Here is a 24,717-nt window from a genome sequence, read left to right on the forward strand (position 1 = left end):
CTCGTTCTAGTTTTCTAACCAAACCACCGTCTTTATATCCATTTCACAATCTCACTGATGACGTAAGCCGCCGGAATAATCACGAGCTGGGCCAGCATCGTTCCGAAAAACCGCGAAACCATCAGCATCGTATACACCTTGCCCAGCTGTTCCCTCGCTTCCTCATTGCGGGTGGCTTTGTCCGTAATCAAACCAAGCTGGGGATCGATAAATATCGTTAAGATAATCGTTGCAATCCCGTTGATCAGTCCGGACGCTTGGGAGGCCATGGTGCTGTACTGGGGCACGAGATGTGCGGCATACAGGGATGCCAGGACACCCACCGTGTAAAAAGCCGTAACCACGATATTCAGCAAAATGAACCGTTTAGGTACGCCTAAGTAGCGAAACTGGCTCCACTTCAAATTCGGCTTCCTGATGTAATGCCGTGTATTCTTGAGCTGCCCAATGGTCACGCTCGATACAAGCTTCGGGATGGATCCGGCAACCTCCAGTTTACTGATAATGCGGCTGAACAGATTGACGAAGGTAGGAAACAATGCGATCGCGACAATCGTACCGATGGATGCGGCCAGCAATATCGCCCTGAAATAGGTGAGCACGTCAAACGAAGGATCCACTTTTGCGTAATCTACGAATTTGCCCGTCAGCGGAGCTTGAACCAGGTTGGACGTTCGGGAAACCAGCACAATGATTCCGGTCAAGGATAACGCCACCGCAATTTTGTTCAACTTCACTCCGGCATATCTCGCAGAGTATGACAACGTCTCCGCCGTATGAATAATCATCGTCAGGACAAACACAACGATCAAGCTCTGTATCATAGAGGGTTCCTCCCCACCTGAGGTGCAGGCTAAGTCGTACCATATCATGTCATCGATTGAATCTGCAGTCTGTTTCTCCCTATATGTCTATCGCATTTACGGCCGGATTAGTACGTGCCCTCCCTGTTCTTGAAGCATGAATGCCGTCCGGTCATAGATCTGCTGCAATTGCTGCCGAGTGATCAGGCTTGCGTTATGTTCAAACGTCACATGGAACCGTGAATTACGGGCGGCAACGTATTGCAAATAGGCGTAGGCTTCTCCATATTCCGCATCATGATCATGCTCCGGCAGCACCGGCAGATGATGCGTGAACTTGTCATTCTCGTATAATACGTTACTGTAATGGCCCAAATAAATCCGGGACGCCATCCGATCGAGAAACGGGTATGGGTCAAAACCTTGAAAGGCCCTGCGAGCTATATCAAGCCTGGCCGTATCCAGCACAAACCCGATGTCGGGATAAGCATGAAAGCTATCGATCAGCACATCCCCGTAATCTCCAAAGAAATCATGCTCTAGCACGATGCGCTGCCCATAGCGAAGCTGGAGTTCACAGAGAAACTCGAATAACCGCTTCGACATTTCCCGGAATCTTTCTTTGCTCAATTGGTTGTAATTGTAACGATCCTCGGGGCCAGGAAGTCTCGGGTACGGCGTGAAAGGCTCCTGAAAGACCGGATAAAACGGATAATGAAACAGCATATAATCTGCCCCCACACTGGAGGCTAACTGAACCTCTGCCGAGATTTGTTCAAGCGCTTCCCGAAAGACCTCGGGTTCGGGTGCATTGACTTGAGGCAACCGATATCCCGCTTCACGAAGAATCGGGGCATGAACACCGAACGCGATCCGCTGGTTACTGCAAAAATCGCTAACCTCAACCAACGCCTCCCGATTCGGAAAGCTGCATATTTCCATCCCGCTAATATGCTTACCCGCAAGCCGTTCCCATCGATCTTCCGTAAACTGATCCCACATGCCTATCTGTAAACGGCGCTGAGTCATGTGCTCAGCTTCTTTCGAATAAGACGAATTTGCCCGCGATGGTTGATCTCGTCCTCAAAGACGTGGAACCACTTAAAATAGTAATTTGCTTGCTTGTTATACCAGAATGGCTGCTCGATATAAAGCCATTCATCCGTAACCGACCGGAACAAGTCGAAGGTCCGGTTTCGGACTTCGTTTAACCGCTCAATATAATAATCGAGGTCATGGCCTCGTATTGCGGCTCTGCCTTCATCGCCCAGATTGAGGGCGGGCCCCCATTTCCGCAGCTCATCCTGGTTTAATTCGCGCTCTTCGAACGTGCTGGCCTGATAGGCATATTCCACGGCGGCAGCATGCAGCAGCAATGCACCGATCGAATTCCCCCCTTTTTCTGCGACGAAATCGAGCTGCTCCATGGTTAAACCCTTGACCTCTTGCAGCGTCGTGAACCTGGCATAATTCATCATCGACAGCAAGCGGCTAATATCCGGTGAATAACCGGGAAGGTCCGCGATGAGCAAAAGCGGGTCATTCTGAAACATGTCCATCACCTTCGTTTCTTGGTTCTATGTACTTTCCTTACCGGGGCCGGCACGGAAATCACAACTCAGCCTGCCTTTATTCGCCTAAACCTATTTTAACATTATTTCCCTCCCGCGTATCCCGTTTCCTTCAGCAGATCACAATGTACATCGTTCAACGCACTCGTGGTGATATGCAAGAGGATAACGAAACGGTGGGCCTCCCCCGGAACGGAGGAACCATGCATTAGTTTAAACTGCTGCTGCATCGATAATAATGGAACTAGAGGGTCTATGTCCGAAACTTGTCGCCTGAACAGGGGGATTCACATGTGGAAAATGGTGCTTTCCTACATTCCGGATTGGAAGGTTTTTATGCAAGGTTTTATCGCTTTTTTGGTTCCATATATCATCTCAAGGTTTTTTAAATGGGTTCATCACTCAAAGGAAGACTGAGGAAATGGCAGGTATCCACAATGAAACAACATGACCATGAAAATAACAAAACATTGGATCCCGCTCAAAGCTTACGAGAGCGTTTTACGGGAAAATTCGCCTTGGATCTTGAACTGGTGAGAAACGAGATCGGCCATAACTCGGATGTGCGCATTAGGGAGTTTTACATTGGAGGCACTGGCATTTGTGCGGCCATCATATTCGTAGACGGATTGTCGGATAAAGAGCTCATCGACAAACACATTATGAATTCGCTTATGGCGAGTTTCTTCGAAAAAAATGTTCAGGATCCATCCCTTGTGCAAGGAGTCATCACAAAAGAGTTTATTAAAAATCAAGTTCTTACCATTAGTGAAGTAACAGAAGCGCTTCATGTTCATGATTTGGTGTCCAAAATATTGACAGGTTCGACTGCACTGTTAGTGGATGGCGTGCAGAATGTGCTCATACTCGGTACAACCAAAGGGAAATCGCGCAATGTTGAAGAACCGTCATCGGAGCCATTGGTTCGAGGTCCGCGGTTAGGTTTCACGGAATCGTTAAGTGATAATACCGCCCTTTTACGACAGCATGGAGACAACACCAACTTATCCATCATCAAGTTTCAAGTAGGAGAACGTTCAAAAAAAGAACTTGTCATCGCCTATATCAAAGATATGGCGGATCCTGCCTTGGTGGAAGAGGTGCAGGAAAGAATCAAAAAAATCAATATAGATGATGTACCGGAATCAGGCTATGTGGAGCAGCTCATCGAGGATAATTATCTCAGTCCTTTTACACAAGTACAGAATACGGAACGTCCCGACCGTGTTTATAGTGCCTTGATGGAAGGACGAGTTGCCATCTTGTTGGATGGGACGCCTTTCGCTTTAATCGTTCCGGTTTCATTAAGTATGATGCTGCACTCACCAGAAGACTATTATGATCGCTGGTTGCCGAGTTTTCTCATTCGCCTATTACGTTATTTCGCGGCCCTTATATCGCTTTTTGGTCCCTCCTTGTATATTTCGTTTGTCTCGTTTCACCAAGGGCTGATCCCTACTAAACTGGCCTTATCCATCATGGGCACGAGGGAAGGCGTACCGTTTCCCGCCATAATCGAAGCCCTGATCATGGAAGTGGCCATCGAGATTCTGCGTGAGGGTGGTTTGCGATTGCCTAAACCTATTGGTCCGGCCATGGGTATCGTTGGCGGATTAGTCATAGGGGAAGCAGCCGTACAAGCGGGGATTGTCAGTCCCATTATGGTGATCGTGGTGGCATTGACTGCCATTTCTTCGTTTGCCGTCCCTCAATACAGCGCTGGAATAACGTTTCGCATGCTTCGATTTGTAGCCATGTTTTTCGCTGCTGTCTATGGATTGTACGGGGTCGTTCTGTTTTTCCTTTTCCTTTGCAGCCATTTAGTAAGGTTGAAGAGTTTCGGTGTTCCCTTTATCACTCCGGTCGTTCCTTATCGAGTAAGTGATTGGAAAGACTTTATGATTCGAATGCCGCTTCTGAAGATGAAACGCTTTCGGAAGGCGATACATAAGAAAGATTCCATCCGCTAAGGATAGCTCTTTATGAAAGGAAATAAAACAACATGATGGGTAGTTCAAAGGGCCAAATTACGAATTTGCAGGCAGCGGTTATCCTCGTCAATTATATTCTTGCAGCCGGGATCCTCACCCTTCCCCGCACTTCCGTGGAGAAGGTGCAAACACCCGATGTGTGGATCACCGTTATTTTGGGCGGGCTCATCGCCATGATCGTAGGGCTGATCATCGTGAAATTAAACCAGCGGTACCCCGAAAAAACCTTCTATCAATACAGCCAAGAAATTGTAGGAAAATGGATGGGCGGGTTCCTCAGTTTACTTATTATCGGTTACTTTTTTACACTTTCTGCATATGAAGTCAGAACGATGGCAGAAGTAACCGGCCTTTTTTTGCTGGAAGGTACCCCCACCTGGGCCATCATCCTTCCTTTTATGTGGATAGGTCTTTATCTGATCATAGGAGGAATAAACACGATCGCCCGTTTGTTCGAAATCATATTCCCTATTACCATCGTCATTTTTTTACTGGTTGCCTTTTTGAGTTTAGGCATATTTGAGCTGGATAATCTCCGTCCCGTGTTAGGATTGGGAATTGTCCCCATGCTAAAGGGAATAAAGACAACCGCTCTCGCTTTTTTAGGTTCTGAAATTATGCTGCTCCTTGTTGCGTTTATGAAACAGCCGGACAAAGCCGTAAAAGTCGTTCTAGTTGGCGTATTCATCCCTTTGCTCTTTTACGTCATCACCGTTGTTATGGTCATCGGAGCCCTATCGATCGATGGGGTGGTCACGAGTACATGGCCTACGCTGGAGCTTATGCGAAGTTTTGAGATCCCCGGTTTGATCTTTGAACGGTTTGAATCTTTCTTGCTTGTCATATGGATTATGCAAATATTCACGACCTTTACCATTACCTACTATGCGGCTGCTCTAGGGCTGGCCCAACTCTTCAAAAAAAAGATTCACCCATTTGTATATGGCTTGGTTCCGATTATTTACGTCATTGCCATGGTTCCAAAAAATATCAATGACCTATTTAAACTTGGGGATATGGTCGGCAATGTCGCGTTAGTATTATTTACCGTACTGCCGGTCATCTTACTTCTAGTATCGAGCGTGAGAGGTGGAAAAGCTTGAAGCACATGACGATACGAACCCTCTTGAGTGCGCTGTTGGTCCTTACGCTCCTACCGCTTACTGGATGCTGGAGCAATAAAGAAATTGAAGATTTGGGCCTCATTGTAGGTACTTCGTTGGATTTGGAAAAACAGGAGGAGTCTCGGGAAGAGTCTGCGGGACGAGCAGGGGGGCCTCCTCGCCGGGATCGAATTACGATAACCAATCAATTTGTCACCGCAGAGACAACAGGCAAAGGCACAAAAACCGGTTCTTCACCACAAAAAGCTTATAACAACGTTTCCGAAACAGGAGATACGATCCTGCCGACCTTACGCAATATGGTTTTAAGAATCGAAAAGCACGCATTTGCCGAGCATTCCAAAGTGATTATTGTTGGCGAGGATCTTGCACGCACCTTGGATCTGCAAAAGATCTTGGATTTTTTTATCAGGGAACAGGAGATGAGGCCAAGCGGACTCCTTCTCATCGCTCAGAACCGTGCGAGCAAAACGCTAGAATCGAAAAAGCCGATGGAAATTCCAGCGTTTAAACTCGTTGAAATGACACATGGTCACGAAAGAACCACCAAGATTTTACCCCCGACTACACTGACCAAGATTGAGGGGAAGCTGCATTCAGGGACCAGCTTTCTTTTGCAAAATGTCATCTCGTCGTCGAATGGAGACATAAAATTTTCAGGAGCTGCCGTCATTGAAGGGAAAACGAAAAAACTACGCGGTTTTTTAAATGAACAGGAAATCGAAGGCTTAACGTGGATAACCGGAAAGGGGAAAGGCGGTTTGGTTAAAAGCGTGGATAAAAAGACGGGCCAGCCTATTATATACGAAATATTGTCTATGAAAAGTAAAATTAAACCTCATGTTGATGGAAACGACATCTCGTTTAATATAGAAATTGAGTCTGAAGGAAGAATCGCCGAGCATTGGGTGGTTTCGGAGAAAACTATGGAAACTGAGTTTTTGAAAAGAACGGAAAAAGCGATTGAAAAAGAGGTTGAGCGTTTGGTAAAGAATGCACTCGATAAAATTCAACATGAATACAAAACAGACGTTTCCGGTTTCGGAAACAAATTGAGAATCAAGTATCCTCATATATGGAAGACAGCCAAAAAAGATTGGGATCAAACCTTTAGCGAGGTTCCGATCAAGCATGAGGTCAAAATAACGATCAAAGATTATGGGACGTCCGATGAATGAGTCCGCTGTATATTCTTCTTCATCCCGATGGTGAATCGCCGAAAGCCCAGTTTCTCGTAATAGGGTTCCAGACCTTCCTCACACATTAGTTGCGGGAAGACCCGGGACTTCTCGCAATGTTCAACCAATCGATGAAGAATCTGTCGGCCAATCCCTCTGGACTGATAATCCGGATGTACGCCTAATCCGCATATAACGCCTGTGATCACCCCGTCGGAAATCACGCGTCCCATGCCCACTAATTTCTGTCCTTCATACGCATAGACGGCATACCAGCTATGCAAGCACATCGTTTTCAATTCGGTAACGGACAGATGAATAGAGTTCCAACCAAGCGAAGCGTACAGAGCCTCCAGTTGCTGAAAATCCTCTGGGGGCTCTGAGGTATAGAACACAGTTTGTTTCATACAATCACCATCCTTTAGGATATGGTTACCGGGTATGCCATCACGCTCATTAAAGCATTCTCCGCCTGAGTGGAGTCGAGGCGGCTGTATTGAACAAACACAGGTGCACTGCTTATAACTTCCATGGCATAGGGAATACCCGAAGGAATGACGTTCCCTTCGTCCGTTTGAAGCGAGCTGGTCCGTATGTGCTTGGTTCTTCTTGCTTGCACGATGGTTTCCATTCCCAGCAATGGATCTCGATCCTCGAAGTAAGCATGAATCGTAACCACTACGTCCTGCTCGGTTAAGTTCAAAACACAGACGGATTCATGACTGGTTAGTTCTCCGCTGCTTTCGGGAGGGATATACCCGTCGGGAATAATCCATTGTTGTTCACCTTTTGACATGCGTTTCGCTCCTCACTCGTATGATTTAGGGTGTTTTGAATAAATTCGCTGCGGGCGTCGAGGTTCCTCTTTTTCAGGTTCGGGACCCGGCATGTTACCGCAGAAACAGGGACAACGGCTGGAGTCCAAGATTCTTCAAAGCCCCAACCACCATATCGGCCAATTGGGCCGCACCGCGCTGTTGAAAATGGGTATTGTCCATTACGCCCTGCGGGAAACGAAGAAATTCCCCCGGCCTTCCCCACATAAACACGGATTTGGTCCCTTCCGGACCCAACCGGTTAAAATACTCCAGACTCAGCGCCGCCAAATCGACCAAGGGCACCTGCTCCTCCGCGGCCAGCTCCCGAACGGCCGTAATATAATCGCCATGCGTGTCCTCCAGCCTTCCCTTACCATCAAAATAGCGGCGGTGAACAGGGGTAACCAGGATCGGAGTCGCCTGTTTCTCCAGGCAAACGTCCACGTACCGTCTTAAAAACTCCCTGTATGTCGAGTTAGGTTCCGTATACCTTCCCTCGTCGCGCTTCTGATCGTTATGGCCAAACTGAATCAGCATATAATCATGGGGTTTCATCTTCTCCCGGATTTGCTCCAGGATTCCCTCCGCAATAAAGCTCTTGGAGCTTCGGCCGGAACTTGCATAATTGCTCACGGCCGCATCCGCTTTTATGAATGCGGGCAGCATTTGCCCCCACCCGGCATAGGGATATCCGTCCGCAGGCTGGTTTGTTACCGTCGAATCCCCAGCCAGAAACACCTGGCACGCATGCGGTGCAGGCAGCACTTCCAGTGCGTTAATTCGGGGAGCCCGCCCAGAAAAGTACAATACGATTTTGCCTTGAACCGCTGGCACCGTCATACTATAACGTTCAAAGTGGCCTGCCGGGATGAGTTTCCCATCCAGCAGCATCTGCCCTTCCGTCCCCCGAATGGAGGTTTCCGTATCAAACCAGGCATCGCCCATCAACAAATGCAAAGTGTACAGGCCATCCGCCACATCGACCTGATACGCAGCATTCAGCGGTATGATAAAATCACCCGTTAATGCCTCTTCCCCCGCCCGATTCGCGGCGGAGACGTTGGATAGGGAATGGAATCCGTAGCCAAGCTCAGGACTATATAAGGTCTCAGTGGTTATTTTGATATGTTCATGGCCTGGCGCTTCCGTACCGAAATCGAATTTATACATGTTTTGCAACGAACTTCACCTCTCCCGGTCGAATTTCATCTAAGTCCATTATGGAACGGTAACCGCCGAACATACATTCAAATAACCGTCCTCCATGTTCAAATAACCGACTAATTAAAGAAGAGCCGCCCCGATTATCCCGGGTGTCGGAATAACCTCGCACATATTGACAGCGTTTACAACCCGGTACATAATGTGTACACAACATTTTAGGACCAGCGCAAGGAGACGTTGCCGTGCAAAAATGGATGACGATCTATAAAAATATGAAAATCAAAAACAAGCTTTCCCTTCTTATCAGCCTAATCGTTGCCATGGCATTTGCGTTCGCCGTCATCGTCCAGCAGTATGCCTTCTCCATCTACGACGAGCAGCTGTACCTCAAATCGTCCCAGGTCCTTCACCTGTCTTCCTCCGCGATTGAGTCAGAGCTCGAACGGGTCGAACAGTTATCCTTTAATATCATTACGGATACCCAGATCCAGAATATATTACGTTCCATCGCCGGGAGCGAATCCGATTATGACAGGCTCATCCTCCGGCAGCATTTGGTGGACCGCCTCCTGAATTATGTAGGCTCCGAGCCCATGCTTTACTCCATTCACCTGATCGATTCATATGACCATCAACAGGACGTCGGCAGCGTCGTCCCGATTGATCCTGCCAAGAAGGAACTGATTCTTCAGCTTGCCGGGGACGCGGATGGAGAAGAACGCTGGATATACCCGGACGAAAGTGATCCGGCTCTTCTGCTTTCCCGGGAAATAAGATCCTATTCCGGCACATTATTCGATCTTAACTACTTGGGCACAATCATCATTCGCATCAATATGGACAAAATCGTCCGGAAATCCGCCGGAGGTGAAGGCGACCTGATCGTGACCTCGGGTGCGGATGTGATCTATCCCGCAACGCCGCACTTCGATCCGGCGGTCATTCAATCCTCCCTGTCATCCGGAAACGGGTACCTTACCCGGGAAATCGATGGCCACACCTACTTCATTGCGCATAACCGATCGGGCAACACGGGCTGGACATATATGAATGTCACGCCGTTTAACCAAACCTTCAAGCAAATCATATTCATTAAAGAGCTTGTCATCATCGTTTTCACCGTTATTTTCGCGGTTGCGATTCTGCTCGGCATCAGGTTCAGCCGGGGGCTGACACGTCCTATCGAAAGTCTCATCACCCGGATGAAACTCGCGGAAAAAGGAAACTTTGCGGAAGCCAACGTGCTGCCTCAGGACGCAGCTCCCGTCGCCATGAACGAGCTGGGACTGCTGCATCGCACTTTCCGTCTCATGATCGAGCGAATCAACGCCCTCATTACCGAAAACTATTCAAACCGGCTGTTGATCAAAGAGACCGAGTTTAAAGCGCTGCAAGCGCAAATCAATCCTCACTTTCTGTATAACACGCTGGAATCCGTGAACTGGCTGGCGAAGATGAACAAGCAGTCCCAAATCTCCGACATGGTGCAGGCTTTAGCCTTCCTTCTCCGAAACTCCGTCAGTTTGAAGGAGCCTATTCTGACATTAGGGGAAGAATTGGAGATCGTCCGAAACTACGTCATCATACAAAAATTCCGGTTCGAAGACCGCTTACAATTTACACTGGATGTACAAGAGCAGGATCTGCACCGCAAAATACCCAAGCTGTCCCTTCAGCCCCTGCTCGAAAATGCAATTCATTACGCGCTGGAGCCATCCGTTGACCCTTGTCGAATTACGTTGTCCTGCAAGGAGACGCCTTCCGCATTCTGCATCATCGTCGAGGACGACGGTCCCGGTATGGCGCCGGATACCCTGACGCGGCTGCGAAACGGCGATTTGGCCACCAGCGGCAACGGAATCGGACTGTTAAACATCGAAGAACGGATCAAGCTGGCTTTTGGCGACCATTACGGTTTATCCATCGACAGCGGACCGGGTCTTGGAACCCGCGTGATTCTGTCTTTACCCAAATAACGGAGGGATTCGAATGTACAAAGTACTGCTCGTGGACGATGAACGGATTATTCTGGACGGCATATCTCAGATGGTGGACTGGTCGGCATACCGAACCGAGCTGGCGGGTACCGCCCAGAACGGAATTCAAGCGTATGAAAAAATCGTCAGGGAGAGCCCGGATATCGTCGTTTGCGACATTCGCATGCCCGGGCTCGATGGTCTGGAGCTCGTTGCCAAGACCTACGCCTCCCATCCTCATATCAAATTCGTGCTGCTGTCCGGCTTCGGCGAATTCGAGTATGCCAACCGCGCCATGCAATACGGCGTGAAGCATTACCTGCTGAAGCCGACCGACGAGGACAAGATCGGTGGAGCGCTGAAAGAGGTCATCGACGAGCTGACCCAGGACCGGAACAAGGAAACGTTTGTCCAGGAGATGAAGGACCGGCTCCGGAAGGTGCTGCCCCATGTCAAAGAACAGGTGCTCAAGGAGTTTGTCACCAACAAGACCTATGGGCGCCATGATCTGGAGGAGTACCGGAGCCTGTTCGAATACGATTTCGATCAGCCTGTGCGTCTTCTGCTGTTCCAGCTGGAAGGCTCCGTCGAATTCGAGCATCAATTCGCCGTGAAGAACATCGCCGAGGATCTGCTGGACACGACGCTGCTGAGTACGACGATCGGGCAGCAGGTCCTGGTGCTGATCGAGGACCGTAACGATCAGCAGCGGCTTCATCAGCAGCTCCAGGATATCCGCTGCACTTTTAAACAGTATTACAAAATGGACGTCACGATCGCGATCAGCAATCCCGGGCCTGTTACCCAGGCGCGGAGGCTGTACCGGGATACGCTGCAGTGCCTGAACTACCGGTTCTACCTGGACGAAAGCGGAATGATCACAACCGAGGATACGCTGCACGTCGGCGGTTTGGAAGGAAGCTTCGTCCTTGATGAGGAGCGGCTGTGCATGCCCGTACGATCCGGCCATCGAAACGAAGCGGAGCTTGCCCTGACCGAGTTCGTTCAGGAACTGAAGCGTGCGCAGCTGAGCATCGAGATGACCAAATCCTATATCATTCAGCAATACGTATCCCTCATCCGGCTGACCGATCCGGACCAGATGCAGGAACGTTACGCACGAATCCCGGAAATCGCCGAGATGAGCACGCTCCAAGCAATTCAAGGCGTACTGGAAGAAACGGTTCGGGAAATCACGCTGCGAAACTTTGAACGGAACAAGGTCCAATACAATGCCATCGTGCGCAAGGTGGTGGAGATCATCGAGAACCAGCTGGGCAACTCGGAGCTTACCCTCAACCTGGTGGCAAACGACATGCTGTATATGAACGCCGACTATCTTGGCAAGCTGTTCAAAAAGGAGACCGGCGAGAAGTTCTCCAATTACGTGATGAAACTTCGGATGAAACGCGCAACCGAAATGATGCTCAGCGATCCCGATATCAAAATTTTTGAAATGGCGGAGCGGCTCGGTTTTGGCGATAATCCTCAATATTTCAGCCAAGTGTTTAAGAAACAGATCGGCTGCACGCCCTCCGAATATATGAAAAAGAGCGATTAACTTGTACGTACATCTCTGCTTTTTAAACAAACTGCACGGTTTTTTTCCTTACTCTTTCCCCTCGAAAACTAGATAATTGGGAATGTAAGCACTAACATTTGAAGCATTGATTTGTGGTCCATCAACAAAGGGGAGGAAATGGAATGAAAAAAATGTTAAACGCGGTCCTGATGTTTTCCCTGATCGGAAGCTTGATCGGCTGTTCGGGCGGCGGCGCTGCTGAACCGCCGGCAAACGGCGGAACCGGAACGGAAACGCCGCCGGCGGCTGCAAGCGATAGCAAGGATCCGGTCAAGCTCCGCATTGCGTGGTGGGGCGGTCAGTCCCGGCATGATTATACCTTGAAGGTCATCGAAATGTATGAGTCCCAGAATCCGCATGTCACCATTGAACCTGAATATGCCCCATTCGATGACTATTGGAAGAAGCTTGCTCCCCAAGCGGTGGCCGGCGGACTTCCGGACATTATCCAAATGGACATCTCCTACCTGAATCAATATGCAGGCCGGAATCAGCTGGCGGATTTGAAGCCGTTCACCGAGAGCGGCGAACTGGATGTCGCGGACGTCAGCGAGAATGCGTTGAGCGGCGGTGAGGTCAACGGCAAGCTGGTTGCCATGAACCTCGGCGTGAACGCACTCCAAACCACGTTTGACGTCGAGACGATGAAGAAGAACGGCATCGATATTCCGTCCAAGGAATGGACCTGGGACGACATGGACAAAATGGGGGCCCAAGCCAAAGAAAAAGGCCTGCAAATCGGAGGTTTTGCTTACCGGCATGACGTCTTCTTCCCGTACTATTTAAGAACCATCGGCCAGAAAATGTACAGCGCTGACGGCAAAACGATCGGGTACAGCGACGACCAGCCCTTTATCGATTACTTCACCCGCTACCAGAAATGGTACGACAACGGATATATCCTGTCTCTCGACAAGGAAGCCCAGAAGAAAGGCGTAGCGGAAGAGGATGAAATCGTCCTTGGCAATTCCATCTCGGGCACCGGCTGGTCCAACCAGTTCCTTGCCGTGGCCAATCTAGTAACCGACCGTTCGCTGGAGCTGAATCCGATGCCGGGTCCCGGAACGAAGGACGGTCTCTTCCTGAAACCTTCGATGTATTTTTCGGTCACCGAAACCTCGAAGCACAAGGAAGAAGCCGCCAAATTCATCAGCTTCTTCATCAACGACATCGAGGCCAACAAGCTGATCAAGGGCGAACGGGGCGTTCCCGTGTCCGCCAAGGTAAAGGAAGCGCTGAAGCCGCTCCTCTCCGAGAACGAAGCCAAAATTTTCGACTATGTCACTTGGGCTGAGGCCAACAGCACGCCAGGAGATCCGCCTAATCCGATCGGTGCGGTAGAGATCGAGAAGCTGCTGCGAGATCTCAGCGAACGCATCCTGTTCAAGAAAATCTCGATCGAAGATGCCGCGGCCGAGTTCCGCAAGGAAGCGAATGCCATCTTGGCCAGATCTCAGCAATAACCAGGATACGGCTAGACAAGGCATCTCCCGCACGTCTTTCCCGTGCAAGAGATGCCTTTTTACATCAGTGACCCCTGCACGGGGCGCAACCAAATCTGAATCGTAGGGGTTGAAAATTATGAAGAGGCTCCGTGAGAACGAGCACATCACCGGTTACGTGTTTTCAGCGCCGTTCGTTCTTGGTTTTCTCATCTTTACCTTATATCCAATCCTGTCGTCCCTGTATTATTCGTTCACCAATTACAATCTGATGGAAGCGCCGAGATGGCTGGGCCTCGGGAATTATGAGCGGTTGTTTCTGGAGGACGACAAGATCGGCAAGTCCTTTCAGGTCACATTCACCTATGTATTCGCCAGCGTTCCCCTGCGCCTCATATTCGCCCTCTTCGTTGCCATGATTCTGAATACCGCAACCAAAGCCGTTGGGCTGTACCGCTCCGCCTTCTACCTGCCTTCCCTCATTGGGGGAAGCGTGGCCGTGGCCATCATGTGGCAGCAGATCTTCGGCGACAAGGGACTCGTGAACTCTGCCCTGTCCCTCTTCGGAATCCATTCCACGACCTCTTGGATCGGGAATCCCAGCACGGCGCTGTGGACGCTCATCGCATTGTCCATCTGGCAGTTCGGCTCTTCGATGATCATTTTTCTGGCCGGCTTGAAAAATATACCGAAGGATTACTACGAAGCCGCCAGCGTGGACGGTGCCAATGCGGTCCATCGCTTTTTCAAGATTACGCTGCCTATGCTCAGTCCGATCATTCTGTTCAATCTGACGCTCCAGACGATCTCGGCGTTCCTGACCTTCACCCCCGCCTACATTATTTCCCGCGGCGAAGGCGGCCCGCTGGATCAAACGCTGCTCTATTCGCTCTATTTATACCGCAAGGCGTTCTCGCATTTTGAAATGGGTTACGCGTCGGCTCTTGCCTGGATCATGCTCATTATCGTCGGTGTCCTGACCCTGCTCATCTTCAGATCATCCACCCGCTGGGTTCATTACGAGTCGAAAGGAGATTGACGGTTATGACCAAATCCAGACGTGTTCTCTACCATACCCTGGTCGGATTATTCGCCCTCGGCATGACCTATCCGATTCTGTGGCTGGTCGCCAGCTCGCTTAAGCCCAATCATGAAATATTCACGACGGCTTACAGCCTGATTCCGAGCCGGCTGGAGTTCTCGAATTATGCTACGGGCTGGAAGGGATTCGCCGGGACCACCTTTGGCACCTTCTTCAAGAACTCGTTCATCATTGTCATCATCTCCACCATCGGGGCCGTCGCCTCCTCGGCGCTTGTCGCCTTCGGATTGGCTCGGACCAAGTTCTTCGGACAGCAGTTCTGGTTCGCCTGCATGATGATTACGATGATGCTGCCCCATGACGTTGTGATCGTCCCGCAATATGTCATGTTCGCCAAATTCGGCTGGCTGTCTTCCTTCAAGCCGTTAATCGTTCCCCAATTCTTCGGCATTCCGTTCTTCATCTTTCTGATCATGCAGTTCATCCGCACGATTCCGAAGGAACTGGACGAAGCCGCCAAGATTGACGGATGCAGCAAGTACGGGATCTTCTTCCGGGTCGTTGTGCCGCTGATCGTGCCCGCTCTCATTACATGTTCGATTTTCTCCTTCTACTGGAGATGGGACGATTTCATCAATCCGCTCATTTATTTGAACAATCCGGAGAAATATCCGGTGTCACTTGCCTTGAAGCTATTCCTGGACGGGGAATCGCTTAATAACTGGGGCGGCATGTTTGCCATGGCTACCTTATCGCTGCTGCCGGTCGTCATCGTCTTCTTTATCTTCCAGAAATACATCGTGGAAGGGATCAGCACGACGGGATTAAAAGGGTAATCCATACACATAGATTCAATTGAATATGAAGGGAGTTTCTCATCATGCCTGCACTTGTATTTGATGATCAACAGATTGAGAATGTCATAGACCGCGTGGTTGACCGGACCTTTCGCATGGATTTCAGCTGGGATTGGCCGGGCGGGGTCGCCTTTTACGGGGTATGCGAAGCCTACAAGGCCACCGGCAAAAAGGAATATCTGGAACAGCTGAAAGCCTGGGTCGACGAAAATATGGAAGAGGGGCTGCCCAAGCTGTCCGTCAACGGCGTCTCCATCGGCCACTCCCTCCTGACGTTGTACGAGGTTTATGAGGATGAGCGGTATATCGAAACGGCGAAGGAAATGGCCGAGTATCTCACGCATGATGCGCTGCGTTTCGGCAATGGCATCTTTCAGCATACGGTGAACTCCGAAACGTATAACTTTCCGGAGCAGGCATGGGTCGATACGATGTTCATGGCAGGCTACTTCCTGCTTCGGATCGGCGTGATGCTGGACCGGGAGGATTACTTCGAGGATGGCTTGAAGCAGTATCACGGCCATGAGGATTGCCTGCAGGATCCCGTCACGAATCTGTATTACCACGGCTGGGACAACATCGCCGGCAACCATATGTCAAGTGTCTTCTGGTGCCGGGGCAATGCCTGGGCCGCCATCACGATGGCTCGTGCCCTGGAGCTTGTGCCGGTCACGCATCCGTCCTTCATGATCATTGAAGGCTCGCTGCGCGACCAGCTCAGCGCCCTGGTCCGGCTGCAGCATGAATCCGGCCTGTGGCATACGATTACGACCGATCCGCAATCCCCGCTGGAAACGTCCGGCTCGGCCGGCATCGCCGCCGCCTTGCTGACCAAAGGACGCATTTATAATAAATACACGCAGAAATCGATTGACGGCATCTTGGCCAAAATCGCCGAGGATGGTACCGTAACGGGTGTCTCCGCGGGAACGGCCGTCATGAAGGACGCCGCAGGGTACAGAGGCGTGCCCGACAAGCGAATTCAAGGCTGGGGCCAAGGATTAGCATTGACCTTTCTTGCGGAAGTGCTGAAGATCAGAAATAACCCTTATTGATTAAATGGGATATAGAAAAGGCAGGATGGAGAGGATCAAGTTCGCCTCTACAGCCTGCCTATAATGATTTTGCACCTTACAAGCGAATGGTATTGATTAATAATGATAAACATGAACCGACTGCACCCGATATACTTTCATCCCATATCATTGGTTTAGTCTCCCTGTCTCCCATCGCTAATCTTCACGATTACGCGTCTACGCTGTTTATTCATTCTCCCCTGTCTCGTCTTCTCCGTTATCCTTAGCTTGATCTTCGGTTTTCTTCGGATGCGGCGTTCCGTCAAGTCCGTAGACTTCGTCATAAGCGTCGAATATCTTCCTCGCAATCGGCGCGGCGCTTTGCGATCCGAAGCCGCCTTCCGGCACAACGACGGCCACCGCCAGCTTCGGGTTATCTCGCGGAGCAAAGGCGATGAAGACGCCGTTATCAATCTTCTGCCACTTTCCATTCACTTTAGCCTCCTGCTCGGAGGTTCCCGTTTTCCGGGCGAAGTCATATTTAAAATCATCAAAGGCTGCGAGACCCTGCGTATTCATCCCCCGCTTAATGGTCTGCCAGTACGTTTTAGGGAATTCGACCTCATTCAGGACCTCGCGCCCGAATTCCTTGACCACGTTGCCATCCTGATCCGTGACTTTGCTGACTAGCTGAGGCTTGACCCGCTTGCCTTCATTCGCCAGCATGACGGTGTATTGAGCAAGCTGTAGAGGGGTGTATTTACCCTGCTGACCGAAGGAAGCGTAGGCTAACGCCGCCAGATTACTTCCCGCTGCTTTTGTATCGGTATAATTTTTCAGTCCTTTATGCTCGTTGGGCAAGCCGCTCCCCGTTACGACGCCAAGACCAAACTTCTCCATATATTCATCCCAGACCGTAACGCCCTTCTCCCCGCCATACTTGCTGACTAGCCTTTTGCCAATCATATCAATCATAAAAGCATTCGAGGATTGCTGAATCGCTAACTGCGGTTTGATGGGTCCGTTTCGATGACCGCTCGAGTTGGAAATTCTCGTTTCGCTTCCTTCCCGACCTATGGTGGCGTACCCTTGATCAGGATAAGTGTCATTAATGCCAAATAACCCCTCATTAAGCCCGATCAGCACCGTCAGCGGTTTAATGACGGAACCGAGAAAAATCATGGACTCAAAGCCGTTTCTCGAGCGACCTGATCCATAGATCGTAATCGTGCCGTTTCCCGACGCGTCCACGACATCCTGCGTAATTTTGCCTCCGCTTTCCCATATATTCGGATCGTAATCCGGCATGCTGGCCATCGCGACCACATGACCGGTATCCACCTCCATGGCCACAGCGTATCCGGTTACGGCATCCTTATGAAGCTTTCCCGATACCGGATGAGTATGGAGATATTGGAGCTGATCCATGATGGCCTGCTCCGTAGCAAGCTGAATGTCTTTATGAATCGTGGTGTGAATATTATGGCCTTTTTCCGGAGCGACCATCGTCGGAACGCCATCCACCATATTCTGCGGATTGATCGGAATACTGAGATACCCGCTCTGACCGCGCAGTTCTTCCTGATACATCCGCTCCAAACCGTCATACCCCACCGATTCTTCCTCCGTGTAGATCATGCCGGGATTATCCTGATCCTTGTTGCTCTGATCGATATCCTCATATACTTTTACGGATTTAGAACCTTTGAACTTCCTTAAGTATCCGATTGTCTGAACGGCCACCGTATCCGGATCATAATGCCTTACATTCTCCTCCACGATCTGGATGCCGGGAAACTTGGCGCGGTTCTCCATGAAATAAGCGATCTCTTCCTTCGTCAGATCGGATTTGATGCGTCTGGGCTCATAACCATGCTGCTTGTTATATTCCAAATCCAGGTCGTCCATCACTTTTTTTACGGTCACCGGTTCCAAGTTCGGATCCCCATATTTGTTAAACGCCTGGACAAGCCGCTTCGCCATCTCCTCCGCTTCCGGCCGGTTTTCTTTTCCTTTGTCCGTCTTCTTGCTGTAATCCTTCATGAGCGTGATATATAAAGAATTTGAAGCCGTTGAGTATGCAAGCTTGGTGCCGGACGCGTCGATGATGGACCCCCGGATCGGCTGCAGCGGGAAATGCTTCTGCTCCCCCCCGGTTTCCTGGCTTGCCAGCTCCGGTCCCTCCACGAACTGTAATATGGCAAGGCGAACGATAATGACGCAAAAGATTAAAAATGCGCTGAAAAAGAAAATATTGATCCGTCCATGGAATTTACGCCTGGTTTCTGATTCATCCGGTACGTCTTTATAAGGTTTAAAGCCGATCACATTGTCTACGCTCCTTTGTTATATGGTTTAATCCAGCCAAGTCGGCAAATGCGGGTTGTTCTCGAATTCGAATATTCTCTTCAGCTGCTCCCTGGTATTCCGTTCTTCGGATAACGGCGGCAGTTCGTCCTGAGGGAAAAAACCGACCGCGGACGTTTCGGTCCCCACGCCTGCGGCTCCGCCCGTAATGTCGCACTGAATGAACATTTTGTACACGTGGAAGGCCGATGGCGGATGGTTATGAAATTTCTTATCCAATACGGCCAGCAGCCTCCCTGCACGCACGTCGTAGCCGGCTTCTTCCTTCACTTCCTTCACCACGACCTCCGCAGGGGATAAGCCGATGTCCGCCCATCCTCCCGGCAGCGCCCAGGCCCCGTCGGCCTTTTCCTTCACCATCAGCAGCTTTCCGTCTTGAAAAATAACGCCGCGGACATCCACCTTCGGCGTCTGGTATCCGGTTTCACTCGCAAACAGCGTACGGATCTTCTCTTCGCCTGCTTCGGTATACTCCTGCATGATCTTGATGCTGAGCTCCCTCAGCTGCTCAAACCGTTCCTTGTCATAAACGTCCCTCGTATACTCCAGTCCGGCCTGGCTGATGGCCTGCATCTCCTTGGCCCACGCTAACCATTTTATTGTCATAGGTTTCATCCTCTTCAAAGAAACTCATAATATATAACGCCTGCTATCCGTGATTGGTTTATAATGGAAGTGCTTGATTTCAAAATTATAACATATTTTCTAGCAAGTTATGAGACAAAGGATATAAAGGGGGGACAGCTGGACATGAAAAAAATGCGGCCGGTGTTATACATTTTTCTTCTAATCATGGTGTTCGGTACCGGGTACTACATCGGATCCAGATCGGAGAACGTAATACCGATCTCGAAGGAAAATGCCCGCAAAGCCATTCAAACCCTGTGGGTGAAGGCCGCCGAACCTCCGCTGCCCAAGGTAAGCATTGACGGCACCGAGATCCATCTGCAACGTGGCGGTTATTCCTGGTGCAACGGGGATAACTGCGCGACGACGGATGCGGCCCGTCCCAGGCTCGAGGATATGACGCCGGTTGTGGTCCAAGGCGGTGCCGACATTCAATCGACGCCACCCGACGGAATACATGGCTTCTCCATCCTCAACCTGACGGATTCAGGTAACGATGGGTATACCGTGCCATCGAAAGCCGGCTCGTACCTGTACGAAATTCACTGCACATGGCCTCTGGATCAAGGAGAAGCCAGCTTTTATTTTGCGGTGACGGTTGAATAGACGTGCTCTGGATCGATTAACCAAGCATTTCCGCATCGTCTGTCCATAAAAAAGAAACAGCCCCGGCGCCAGGGCTGTTTCTTCGTTTCCATTATGAATTCGTTGTCTTCTTCTCTTCCCTTTGATTCGTACGAATTAATGCATACGCCAACTGTCCGACCATTCCGAGGAACAAGCCCGTCCCGACGACGATGTAAACCATGGTGAAGGTTTTTCCGAGCGCCGTCTGCGGCACGAATTCCGGATGCCCTACCGTGCTCAAGGTCACCACGCAGAAATAAAGGGCATCCAGCACCGACAAGCCCTCTTGTCTGGTATAGAACATCGTGCCCGATAACAGCATGATGACGATTAGCACAAACAGCGCCATGAAATACCGCTGTTTGAACGCTCGAAACAAACCGCTGAGGAGACGTTTTAACGTTAACAAAAAAGAGATCATCCGAGAACCGTCCTATTCTATATCTGGAGTATATGTTGCATACATCACATACACCCTATTATATCAGCGTTTATGCTTCGCGCCCATCCGCTACGGTTGAACGGAAAGAATATTCCCTTCGGCATCGATGCTTCGAAATATGAAGCCGCCGGTCTGGTCGGCAGGCAGCTGTTCATAATGGATGGCGTAGCCTTGCTCCACGTCGATTTCCATGTAAATCCCGGACAAAGCCTTCACCTGTTCCAGATCTTCGATCGGTTTATCGTCCCAGGGCTCATTGGTGACGATGATTTTCTTGCTTTCGGGTTCCGACGTCTCCACTGCCACCAGGGTGTCATAGATGCCGTCACCACGATGACTGGCAGACCAGGTTCGTACAAAAGGTTCATCTTCGGACTTGGGTTCCAGCGCGACCGCGTTCGTAATCTTATGCAGCAGTCCCCATTTGCTCTCCAGGACGTTGACGGTCTTAACATGGCCATCTTGCCAGACGATCAGCTTATGATGATCCTCTGACTTCTCGTACAGCTTATCCCCGGTATACGCAGGGTGAACGCGCCGTATCGCCTGCTCTTCATTGTATGCATAGCCGTCCAGGAACAGCGGCAGGTAGCTGATGACGACCACAACGGCGGCCAGTATGAGAAACATGGCTTTTTTCAAAACAACAGCTCCTTGTCATCCTTTTGGAACGCGGTTCATCTTATCCGGCCGATTAGCCCTGAAGGGCAAGCAGCTCCCGAATTTCCGCTTCGGACCAGCTTGGAAGCGACTCTTCCCCCGGCTGAACCAGCTCCTCGATCAGATCCTTTTTCTTCTGCTGCAGAGCCACCATTTTATCCTCGATCGTATCTTGAGCAACGAAGCGTATGACCTGCACAACCTTCTTCTGACCGATACGGTGGGCCCGGTCCATCGCCTGCTGCTCGACAGCCGGATTCCACCACAGGTCATACAGGATCACCGTATCGGCCCCGGTCAGGTTGAGCCCCGTTCCGCCTGCCTTCAGCGATATCAGGAATACCTCGCGTTCCCCTTCGTTGAAGCGTTCGCACAGCTCCACCCGCTCCGATCCCGGCGTCTGTCCGTCCAGGTAAAAAAACGGAACCCCCCGATATCCCAGCTCTCCGGCGATCAGGTTCAGCATGCCTGTAAACTGGGAGAATACCAGCATCCGTCTCCCTGCAAGACGACATTCCTCGATCGTTTCCAGCAGCTGCTCAAGCTTGGCCGAGCTGCCCTCGTAGCCATCCACGAACAGAGCCGGGTGGCAGCAGATCTGTCGCAAGCGGGTAATGCCCGCCAGGATGCGGATCCGGTTCTTCTGGAAACCGTCCTGTGCCAAATGCTTAAGCGTCTCCTGCCGCAGTTTCGCAAGATAGGCGGTATACAGCTTCTTCTGTTCGATCAGCAGGCCCGAAGCCTGAATCGTCTCGATTTTCTCCGGCAGTTCCTTCAGCACGTCCGATTTCAGCCTGCGGAGCAGGAAGGGACGCACCCGTTTCACCACTGCTTCTTTAGGCAATTCATGAAATGCTTTTCGATCTCCGAAAAGCGCCGGGAAAACGGCATCGTAGATGGACCATAATTCCTCCAGGCGATTCTCGACCGGCGTGCCCGTCAACGCAAACCGATAACGGGCATGGAGCGTTTTTACGACCTGAGCCGTTTGCGTCGCGTAATTTTTGAAGGCTTGGGCTTCATCCAGGATCAAGGTTAAGAACGGCAGCTTCGCATATCGCTGGATATCCCTGCGGAGCAGCGGGTAAGAAGTGATGACAACATCCGCTTTGCCTATATTCTGGATCACCTTCGCCCGCTCGGACAGCGTGCCATCGGCAATGACGGCCTTGATCTCCGGCGCAAACTTCTTAAGCTCGTTAAACCAGTTATAGAGCAGGGAGGCAGGAGCCACAATGAGCGCGGGTTCTTTACGCTCCCGGATCTCAGGCAGCAGGGACAGAATGAAAGCGATACTCTGAATGGTTTTTCCGAGTCCCATATCATCGGCCAAGATGCCGCCGAAGCGGTAATGGGCCATCGTCTTCATCCACTGGAAGCCAAACTTCTGATAATCCCGGAGAACCGTTTCCAGGCTGGCCGGCACGGCAAAGTCCAAATAATCCGGATTCTTCACATTCTGCAGCATCCGGCGCAGGGAACGGCCAAGCTGGACCGATGATCCCGAATCCTCCCAATCCAGCAGCTGAAGTCCTTGGACCGCCGGCAGTTTAAACCGCGTCCCCTCCCCTTCGTACAGCCAAGGTCCCACCCGGTTCATTAAAGCAACCATGGCCTGGAACTCCGCACTTTCCAGCGGAAGCAGCGCTCCGTTTCGCAGCCGGTGATATTTGCGCTTTTCTTCGAGCGATTTGACGATTTCCCGGATTTCGGCTTCGCGAATGCCCTCCATGTCAAACTTCAGTTCTAGCCAATCCGTCCGTTCATCGACCTCCACCCGAACCTTGGCTCCCATCGGTTCAGTGAGCACCCGCTCCTTCACCGCCGTCGTTGCATAAACAACCAGCAGCTTCTCCAGCTGCGGAATCGTATGATACAAAAATTCATATTCGGCATCCTCGTCATTCATGAAGAAACCGCCGTCAGTCCTGGCAAAAGAGGCGTTCTCCATGAGCTCCAGAATCCGCTGCTCCGTCTCTCCATCGCGAACGAGAATCGAGCTGCTGCTTCGTTTGGCGCGGTGTCCCTCCAGCGGATTGATGATGATGTCGCCGTATTGAAATTCGAGTCCGGCCAATAGCCGGCCGCGGACACGGTCCAGAAACAGCTTCGCTTTTAAAGGCGTTTTGACGATGCGGTCGGACACGGTCTGCGCCACGTGCACGCTGCCCAGTTTCATCAGCCCCGGAACCACCCGCTCCATGATGGACTCCATCATCTCCGGCTGTATCCGAATATGCGGTGTGTTGGAAGGTTCAAGCAGCAGCTTCATCTCGGCGAGCCTTTTGCAAGCATCCATCTCAAGCTGTATCAGCCTGCCATCCGCAATGACGACCCCGTACCCCTCCAGCACGGTCATCCGCTCCAATCCATCGATCTTCATCAGATAGTGATCATCCGCAGCAGCCTCATCGAACTCGAATTGCAGCGGGATCGGTTCCTGAGCGAACTCCAGCTTATCCGTCATGATTCCATCCATCGACAAGAGGGCACGAACCGAAGAACCGAGCGCATCCCGTACTTGAGGCCAAAAGGCAGGAGGAATGATCAGCATTCGGTCGCCGTTCCCCTTTTTGCCAAGCGGAGCGTAGATGTTCACCGACTGTTGATACATGCTCTCATGATCGGAAATACGGATCAGCTCCTGCAGAAGCGTGTCATCCTCCTTTTTGAAGCTGTGCACCTCCGGATCGTAGGTGAAATTCTTCGTGAACACGCAGGCTGCGCCGCGTTTCACGCACGCTAAGAACTCCCGAATCCGCTGTACGATGTACAAGCGTTTATTCCCGACTCGCAGCTCGACGCCGAACAGGTATTTCCGGTCCCCGTACGGATATAGCTTGAAAATGCACTCCATCTCCAGAACCTCTCGGGTATCGAAGCGGGACGTCGCCGCAGCCCTCCGACCTCCGGAATACGTGAACAATCCGAGCAGCTGGCTGCTGAGCAGCGCATCCCGTTCTCTCTCGTTCGAGCTTCTGCCATATTCCGGCGAGTGCCGGGGCGTTAACTGTCCTTCTTCCATGTTCACGTTGGCGGAAGGATGTAATAACGATGGAAAGGGGCGCATGGGAGCCTCGACCGTTTGTTCAATATCCCGTATGTTCAGGAGGAGTGCCGCAATATGCCTGCACCGCTTTTGGGAAAATCCGTAATCGATGCAGCTGCATTCCGTGTATACGTCCCCGTTCGAGTCAATCTCCGCATAGGCGATTCCCGACTCCTGATCCTTCACTTCAGCCTCGTATTTTCGAGCGTCCGGATCCTGCTTCAGCATCGATACATATCCATCCCTATATAAAACCCCGCCGCGATCGTAGGAGGTTTTTCCGCACAACAGTTTGATCACCCGTTCGGTCAGCTGGTAACCCATAACCACATTCCTTTCTCTATTGCCTGTTAAAAAACAGTATACCATTTTCTCATATCT

At 50.8% G+C, this 24,717-nt stretch carries 21 protein-coding genes; 10 read left to right on the top strand and 11 right to left on the bottom strand.

From position 1 onward, the window contains the following. Positions 1-32 precede the first annotated feature (32 nt). The 3 genes from M1D70_RS21075 to M1D70_RS21085 all read right to left on the bottom strand — a co-directional run bounded on the left by M1D70_RS21075 (position 33) and on the right by M1D70_RS21085 (position 2,356). Positions 33-824 (bottom strand): lipid II flippase Amj family protein, encoded by a 792-nt coding sequence (locus M1D70_RS21075; RefSeq protein WP_009589794.1) that lies wholly within the window; start codon positions 822-824, stop codon positions 33-35. Between the two features lie 96 nt (positions 825-920). Beyond that, a complete protein-coding gene (locus M1D70_RS21080) occupies positions 921-1,832 on the bottom strand; it encodes a sugar phosphate isomerase/epimerase (RefSeq protein ID WP_456287831.1) in 912 nt (303 codons plus the stop codon). Further along, positions 1,829-2,356, bottom strand: coding sequence for a DinB family protein (locus M1D70_RS21085; protein ID WP_456287832.1), 528 nt, complete (start codon positions 2,354-2,356; stop codon positions 1,829-1,831). Before M1D70_RS21085 ends, M1D70_RS21080 begins: the two co-directional genes overlap by 4 nt. A gap of 455 nt (positions 2,357-2,811) precedes the next feature. Here M1D70_RS21085 and M1D70_RS21090 point away from each other — a divergent pair, with 455 nt between their 5' ends. From M1D70_RS21090 to M1D70_RS21100, 3 genes are read left to right on the top strand one after another with little or no spacing between them, the layout of a single operon-like run. Continuing rightward, positions 2,812-4,344, top strand: coding sequence for a spore germination protein (locus M1D70_RS21090; protein ID WP_456287833.1), 1,533 nt, complete (start codon positions 2,812-2,814; stop codon positions 4,342-4,344). A 32-nt stretch (positions 4,345-4,376) separates the two neighbouring features. Continuing rightward, positions 4,377-5,468: a spore germination protein gene (locus tag M1D70_RS21095; RefSeq protein WP_456287834.1), complete on the top strand. Its 1,092-nt coding sequence runs from the start codon at positions 4,377-4,379 to the stop codon at positions 5,466-5,468. Positions 5,469-5,473: 5 nt separating this feature from the next. Beyond that, a complete protein-coding gene (locus M1D70_RS21100; protein WP_456287835.1) occupies positions 5,474-6,667 on the top strand; it encodes a Ger(x)C family spore germination protein in 1,194 nt (397 codons plus the stop codon). Here M1D70_RS21100 and M1D70_RS21105 read toward each other — a convergent pair. The 3 genes from M1D70_RS21105 to M1D70_RS21115 all read right to left on the bottom strand — a co-directional run bounded on the left by M1D70_RS21105 (position 6,646) and on the right by M1D70_RS21115 (position 8,655). Then, positions 6,646-7,074 carry a GNAT family N-acetyltransferase gene (locus tag M1D70_RS21105; RefSeq protein ID WP_009589798.1) on the bottom strand — a complete coding sequence of 143 codons (429 nt, stop codon included), beginning with the start codon at positions 7,072-7,074 and terminating at the stop codon, positions 6,646-6,648. The genes M1D70_RS21100 and M1D70_RS21105 overlap by 22 nt on opposite strands. A gap of 14 nt (positions 7,075-7,088) precedes the next feature. Next, entirely contained in the window at positions 7,089-7,463 is a 375-nt protein-coding gene (locus tag M1D70_RS21110; RefSeq protein ID WP_456287836.1) for a sensory rhodopsin transducer, read from the bottom strand. A gap of 94 nt (positions 7,464-7,557) precedes the next feature. Then, entirely contained in the window at positions 7,558-8,655 is a 1,098-nt protein-coding gene (locus tag M1D70_RS21115) for a rhamnogalacturonan acetylesterase (protein ID WP_456287837.1), read from the bottom strand. Positions 8,656-8,891: 236 nt separating this feature from the next. On the opposite strand from M1D70_RS21115, the gene M1D70_RS21120 reads away from it, so the two are divergent. The 6 genes from M1D70_RS21120 to M1D70_RS21145 all read left to right on the top strand — a co-directional run bounded on the left by M1D70_RS21120 (position 8,892) and on the right by M1D70_RS21145 (position 16,603). Beyond that, positions 8,892-10,625, top strand: coding sequence for a cache domain-containing sensor histidine kinase (locus M1D70_RS21120; RefSeq protein ID WP_456287838.1), 1,734 nt, complete (start codon positions 8,892-8,894; stop codon positions 10,623-10,625). 13 nt (positions 10,626-10,638) lie between these two features. After that, positions 10,639-12,186, top strand: coding sequence for a response regulator (locus M1D70_RS21125; protein ID WP_009590041.1), 1,548 nt, complete (start codon positions 10,639-10,641; stop codon positions 12,184-12,186). A gap of 143 nt (positions 12,187-12,329) precedes the next feature. Further along, positions 12,330-13,670, top strand: coding sequence for an ABC transporter substrate-binding protein (locus tag M1D70_RS21130; protein ID WP_456287839.1), 1,341 nt, complete (start codon positions 12,330-12,332; stop codon positions 13,668-13,670). A 118-nt stretch (positions 13,671-13,788) separates the two neighbouring features. Beyond that, a complete protein-coding gene (locus tag M1D70_RS21135) occupies positions 13,789-14,688 on the top strand; it encodes a carbohydrate ABC transporter permease (protein WP_009589786.1) in 900 nt (299 codons plus the stop codon). 5 nt (positions 14,689-14,693) lie between these two features. Further along, complete coding sequence (locus M1D70_RS21140; protein WP_009589991.1) at positions 14,694-15,527, top strand: carbohydrate ABC transporter permease; 834 nt, start codon at positions 14,694-14,696, stop codon at positions 15,525-15,527. Between the two features lie 44 nt (positions 15,528-15,571). Further along, positions 15,572-16,603, top strand: a complete 1,032-nt coding sequence (locus M1D70_RS21145; protein ID WP_009590052.1) for a glycoside hydrolase family 88/105 protein — start codon at positions 15,572-15,574, stop codon at positions 16,601-16,603. Positions 16,604-16,810: 207 nt separating this feature from the next. Here M1D70_RS21145 and M1D70_RS21150 read toward each other — a convergent pair whose 3' ends face one another. Further along, complete coding sequence (locus M1D70_RS21150) at positions 16,811-18,892, bottom strand: peptidoglycan D,D-transpeptidase FtsI family protein (RefSeq protein ID WP_456287840.1); 2,082 nt, start codon at positions 18,890-18,892, stop codon at positions 16,811-16,813. A gap of 27 nt (positions 18,893-18,919) precedes the next feature. Next, positions 18,920-19,537 carry an NUDIX hydrolase gene (locus tag M1D70_RS21155; protein ID WP_456287841.1) on the bottom strand — a complete coding sequence of 206 codons (618 nt, stop codon included), beginning with the start codon at positions 19,535-19,537 and terminating at the stop codon, positions 18,920-18,922. A gap of 144 nt (positions 19,538-19,681) precedes the next feature. Between M1D70_RS21155 and M1D70_RS21160 the strand changes: the two genes are divergently transcribed. Beyond that, the gene (locus tag M1D70_RS21160) at positions 19,682-20,164 is read left to right on the top strand and encodes a hypothetical protein (RefSeq protein WP_456287842.1); all 483 of its coding nucleotides are present in this window, start codon (positions 19,682-19,684) and stop codon (positions 20,162-20,164) included. Positions 20,165-20,255: 91 nt separating this feature from the next. Here M1D70_RS21160 and M1D70_RS21165 read toward each other — a convergent pair whose 3' ends face one another. The 3 genes from M1D70_RS21165 to M1D70_RS21175 all read right to left on the bottom strand — a co-directional run bounded on the left by M1D70_RS21165 (position 20,256) and on the right by M1D70_RS21175 (position 24,660). Further along, entirely contained in the window at positions 20,256-20,606 is a 351-nt protein-coding gene (locus M1D70_RS21165) for a potassium channel family protein (protein WP_009589965.1), read from the bottom strand. A gap of 90 nt (positions 20,607-20,696) precedes the next feature. Then, positions 20,697-21,269 carry a hypothetical protein gene (locus tag M1D70_RS21170; RefSeq protein ID WP_456287843.1) on the bottom strand — a complete coding sequence of 191 codons (573 nt, stop codon included), beginning with the start codon at positions 21,267-21,269 and terminating at the stop codon, positions 20,697-20,699. Positions 21,270-21,321: 52 nt separating this feature from the next. After that, on the bottom strand, positions 21,322-24,660 hold the full coding sequence (locus tag M1D70_RS21175; protein ID WP_456287844.1) for a DEAD/DEAH box helicase: 3,339 nt from the start codon (positions 24,658-24,660) through the stop codon (positions 21,322-21,324). Between the last annotated feature and the right edge of the window lie 57 nt (positions 24,661-24,717).

This window comes from Paenibacillus sp. AK002, from assembly GCF_053903045.1.

Coding starts and splice junctions, on each gene's coding strand:
- M1D70_RS21075 (WP_009589794.1), bottom strand. CDS start 824: ATGATACAGAGCTTGATCGTTGTGTTTGTCCTGACGATGATTATTCAT.
- M1D70_RS21080 (WP_456287831.1), bottom strand. CDS start 1,832: ATGACTCAGCGCCGTTTACAGATAGGCATGTGGGATCAGTTTACGGAA.
- M1D70_RS21085 (WP_456287832.1), bottom strand. CDS start 2,356: ATGTTTCAGAATGACCCGCTTTTGCTCATCGCGGACCTTCCCGGTTAT.
- M1D70_RS21090 (WP_456287833.1), top strand. CDS start 2,812: ATGAAACAACATGACCATGAAAATAACAAAACATTGGATCCCGCTCAA.
- M1D70_RS21095 (WP_456287834.1), top strand. CDS start 4,377: ATGATGGGTAGTTCAAAGGGCCAAATTACGAATTTGCAGGCAGCGGTT.
- M1D70_RS21100 (WP_456287835.1), top strand. CDS start 5,474: ATGACGATACGAACCCTCTTGAGTGCGCTGTTGGTCCTTACGCTCCTA.
- M1D70_RS21105 (WP_009589798.1), bottom strand. CDS start 7,074: ATGAAACAAACTGTGTTCTATACCTCAGAGCCCCCAGAGGATTTTCAG.
- M1D70_RS21110 (WP_456287836.1), bottom strand. CDS start 7,463: ATGTCAAAAGGTGAACAACAATGGATTATTCCCGACGGGTATATCCCT.
- M1D70_RS21115 (WP_456287837.1), bottom strand. CDS start 8,655: ATGTATAAATTCGATTTCGGTACGGAAGCGCCAGGCCATGAACATATC.
- M1D70_RS21125 (WP_009590041.1), top strand. CDS start 10,639: ATGTACAAAGTACTGCTCGTGGACGATGAACGGATTATTCTGGACGGC.
- M1D70_RS21130 (WP_456287839.1), top strand. CDS start 12,330: ATGAAAAAAATGTTAAACGCGGTCCTGATGTTTTCCCTGATCGGAAGC.
- M1D70_RS21135 (WP_009589786.1), top strand. CDS start 13,789: ATGAAGAGGCTCCGTGAGAACGAGCACATCACCGGTTACGTGTTTTCA.
- M1D70_RS21140 (WP_009589991.1), top strand. CDS start 14,694: ATGACCAAATCCAGACGTGTTCTCTACCATACCCTGGTCGGATTATTC.
- M1D70_RS21145 (WP_009590052.1), top strand. CDS start 15,572: ATGCCTGCACTTGTATTTGATGATCAACAGATTGAGAATGTCATAGAC.
- M1D70_RS21155 (WP_456287841.1), bottom strand. CDS start 19,537: ATGACAATAAAATGGTTAGCGTGGGCCAAGGAGATGCAGGCCATCAGC.
- M1D70_RS21160 (WP_456287842.1), top strand. CDS start 19,682: ATGAAAAAAATGCGGCCGGTGTTATACATTTTTCTTCTAATCATGGTG.
- M1D70_RS21165 (WP_009589965.1), bottom strand. CDS start 20,606: ATGATCTCTTTTTTGTTAACGTTAAAACGTCTCCTCAGCGGTTTGTTT.
- M1D70_RS21175 (WP_456287844.1), bottom strand. CDS start 24,660: ATGGGTTACCAGCTGACCGAACGGGTGATCAAACTGTTGTGCGGAAAA.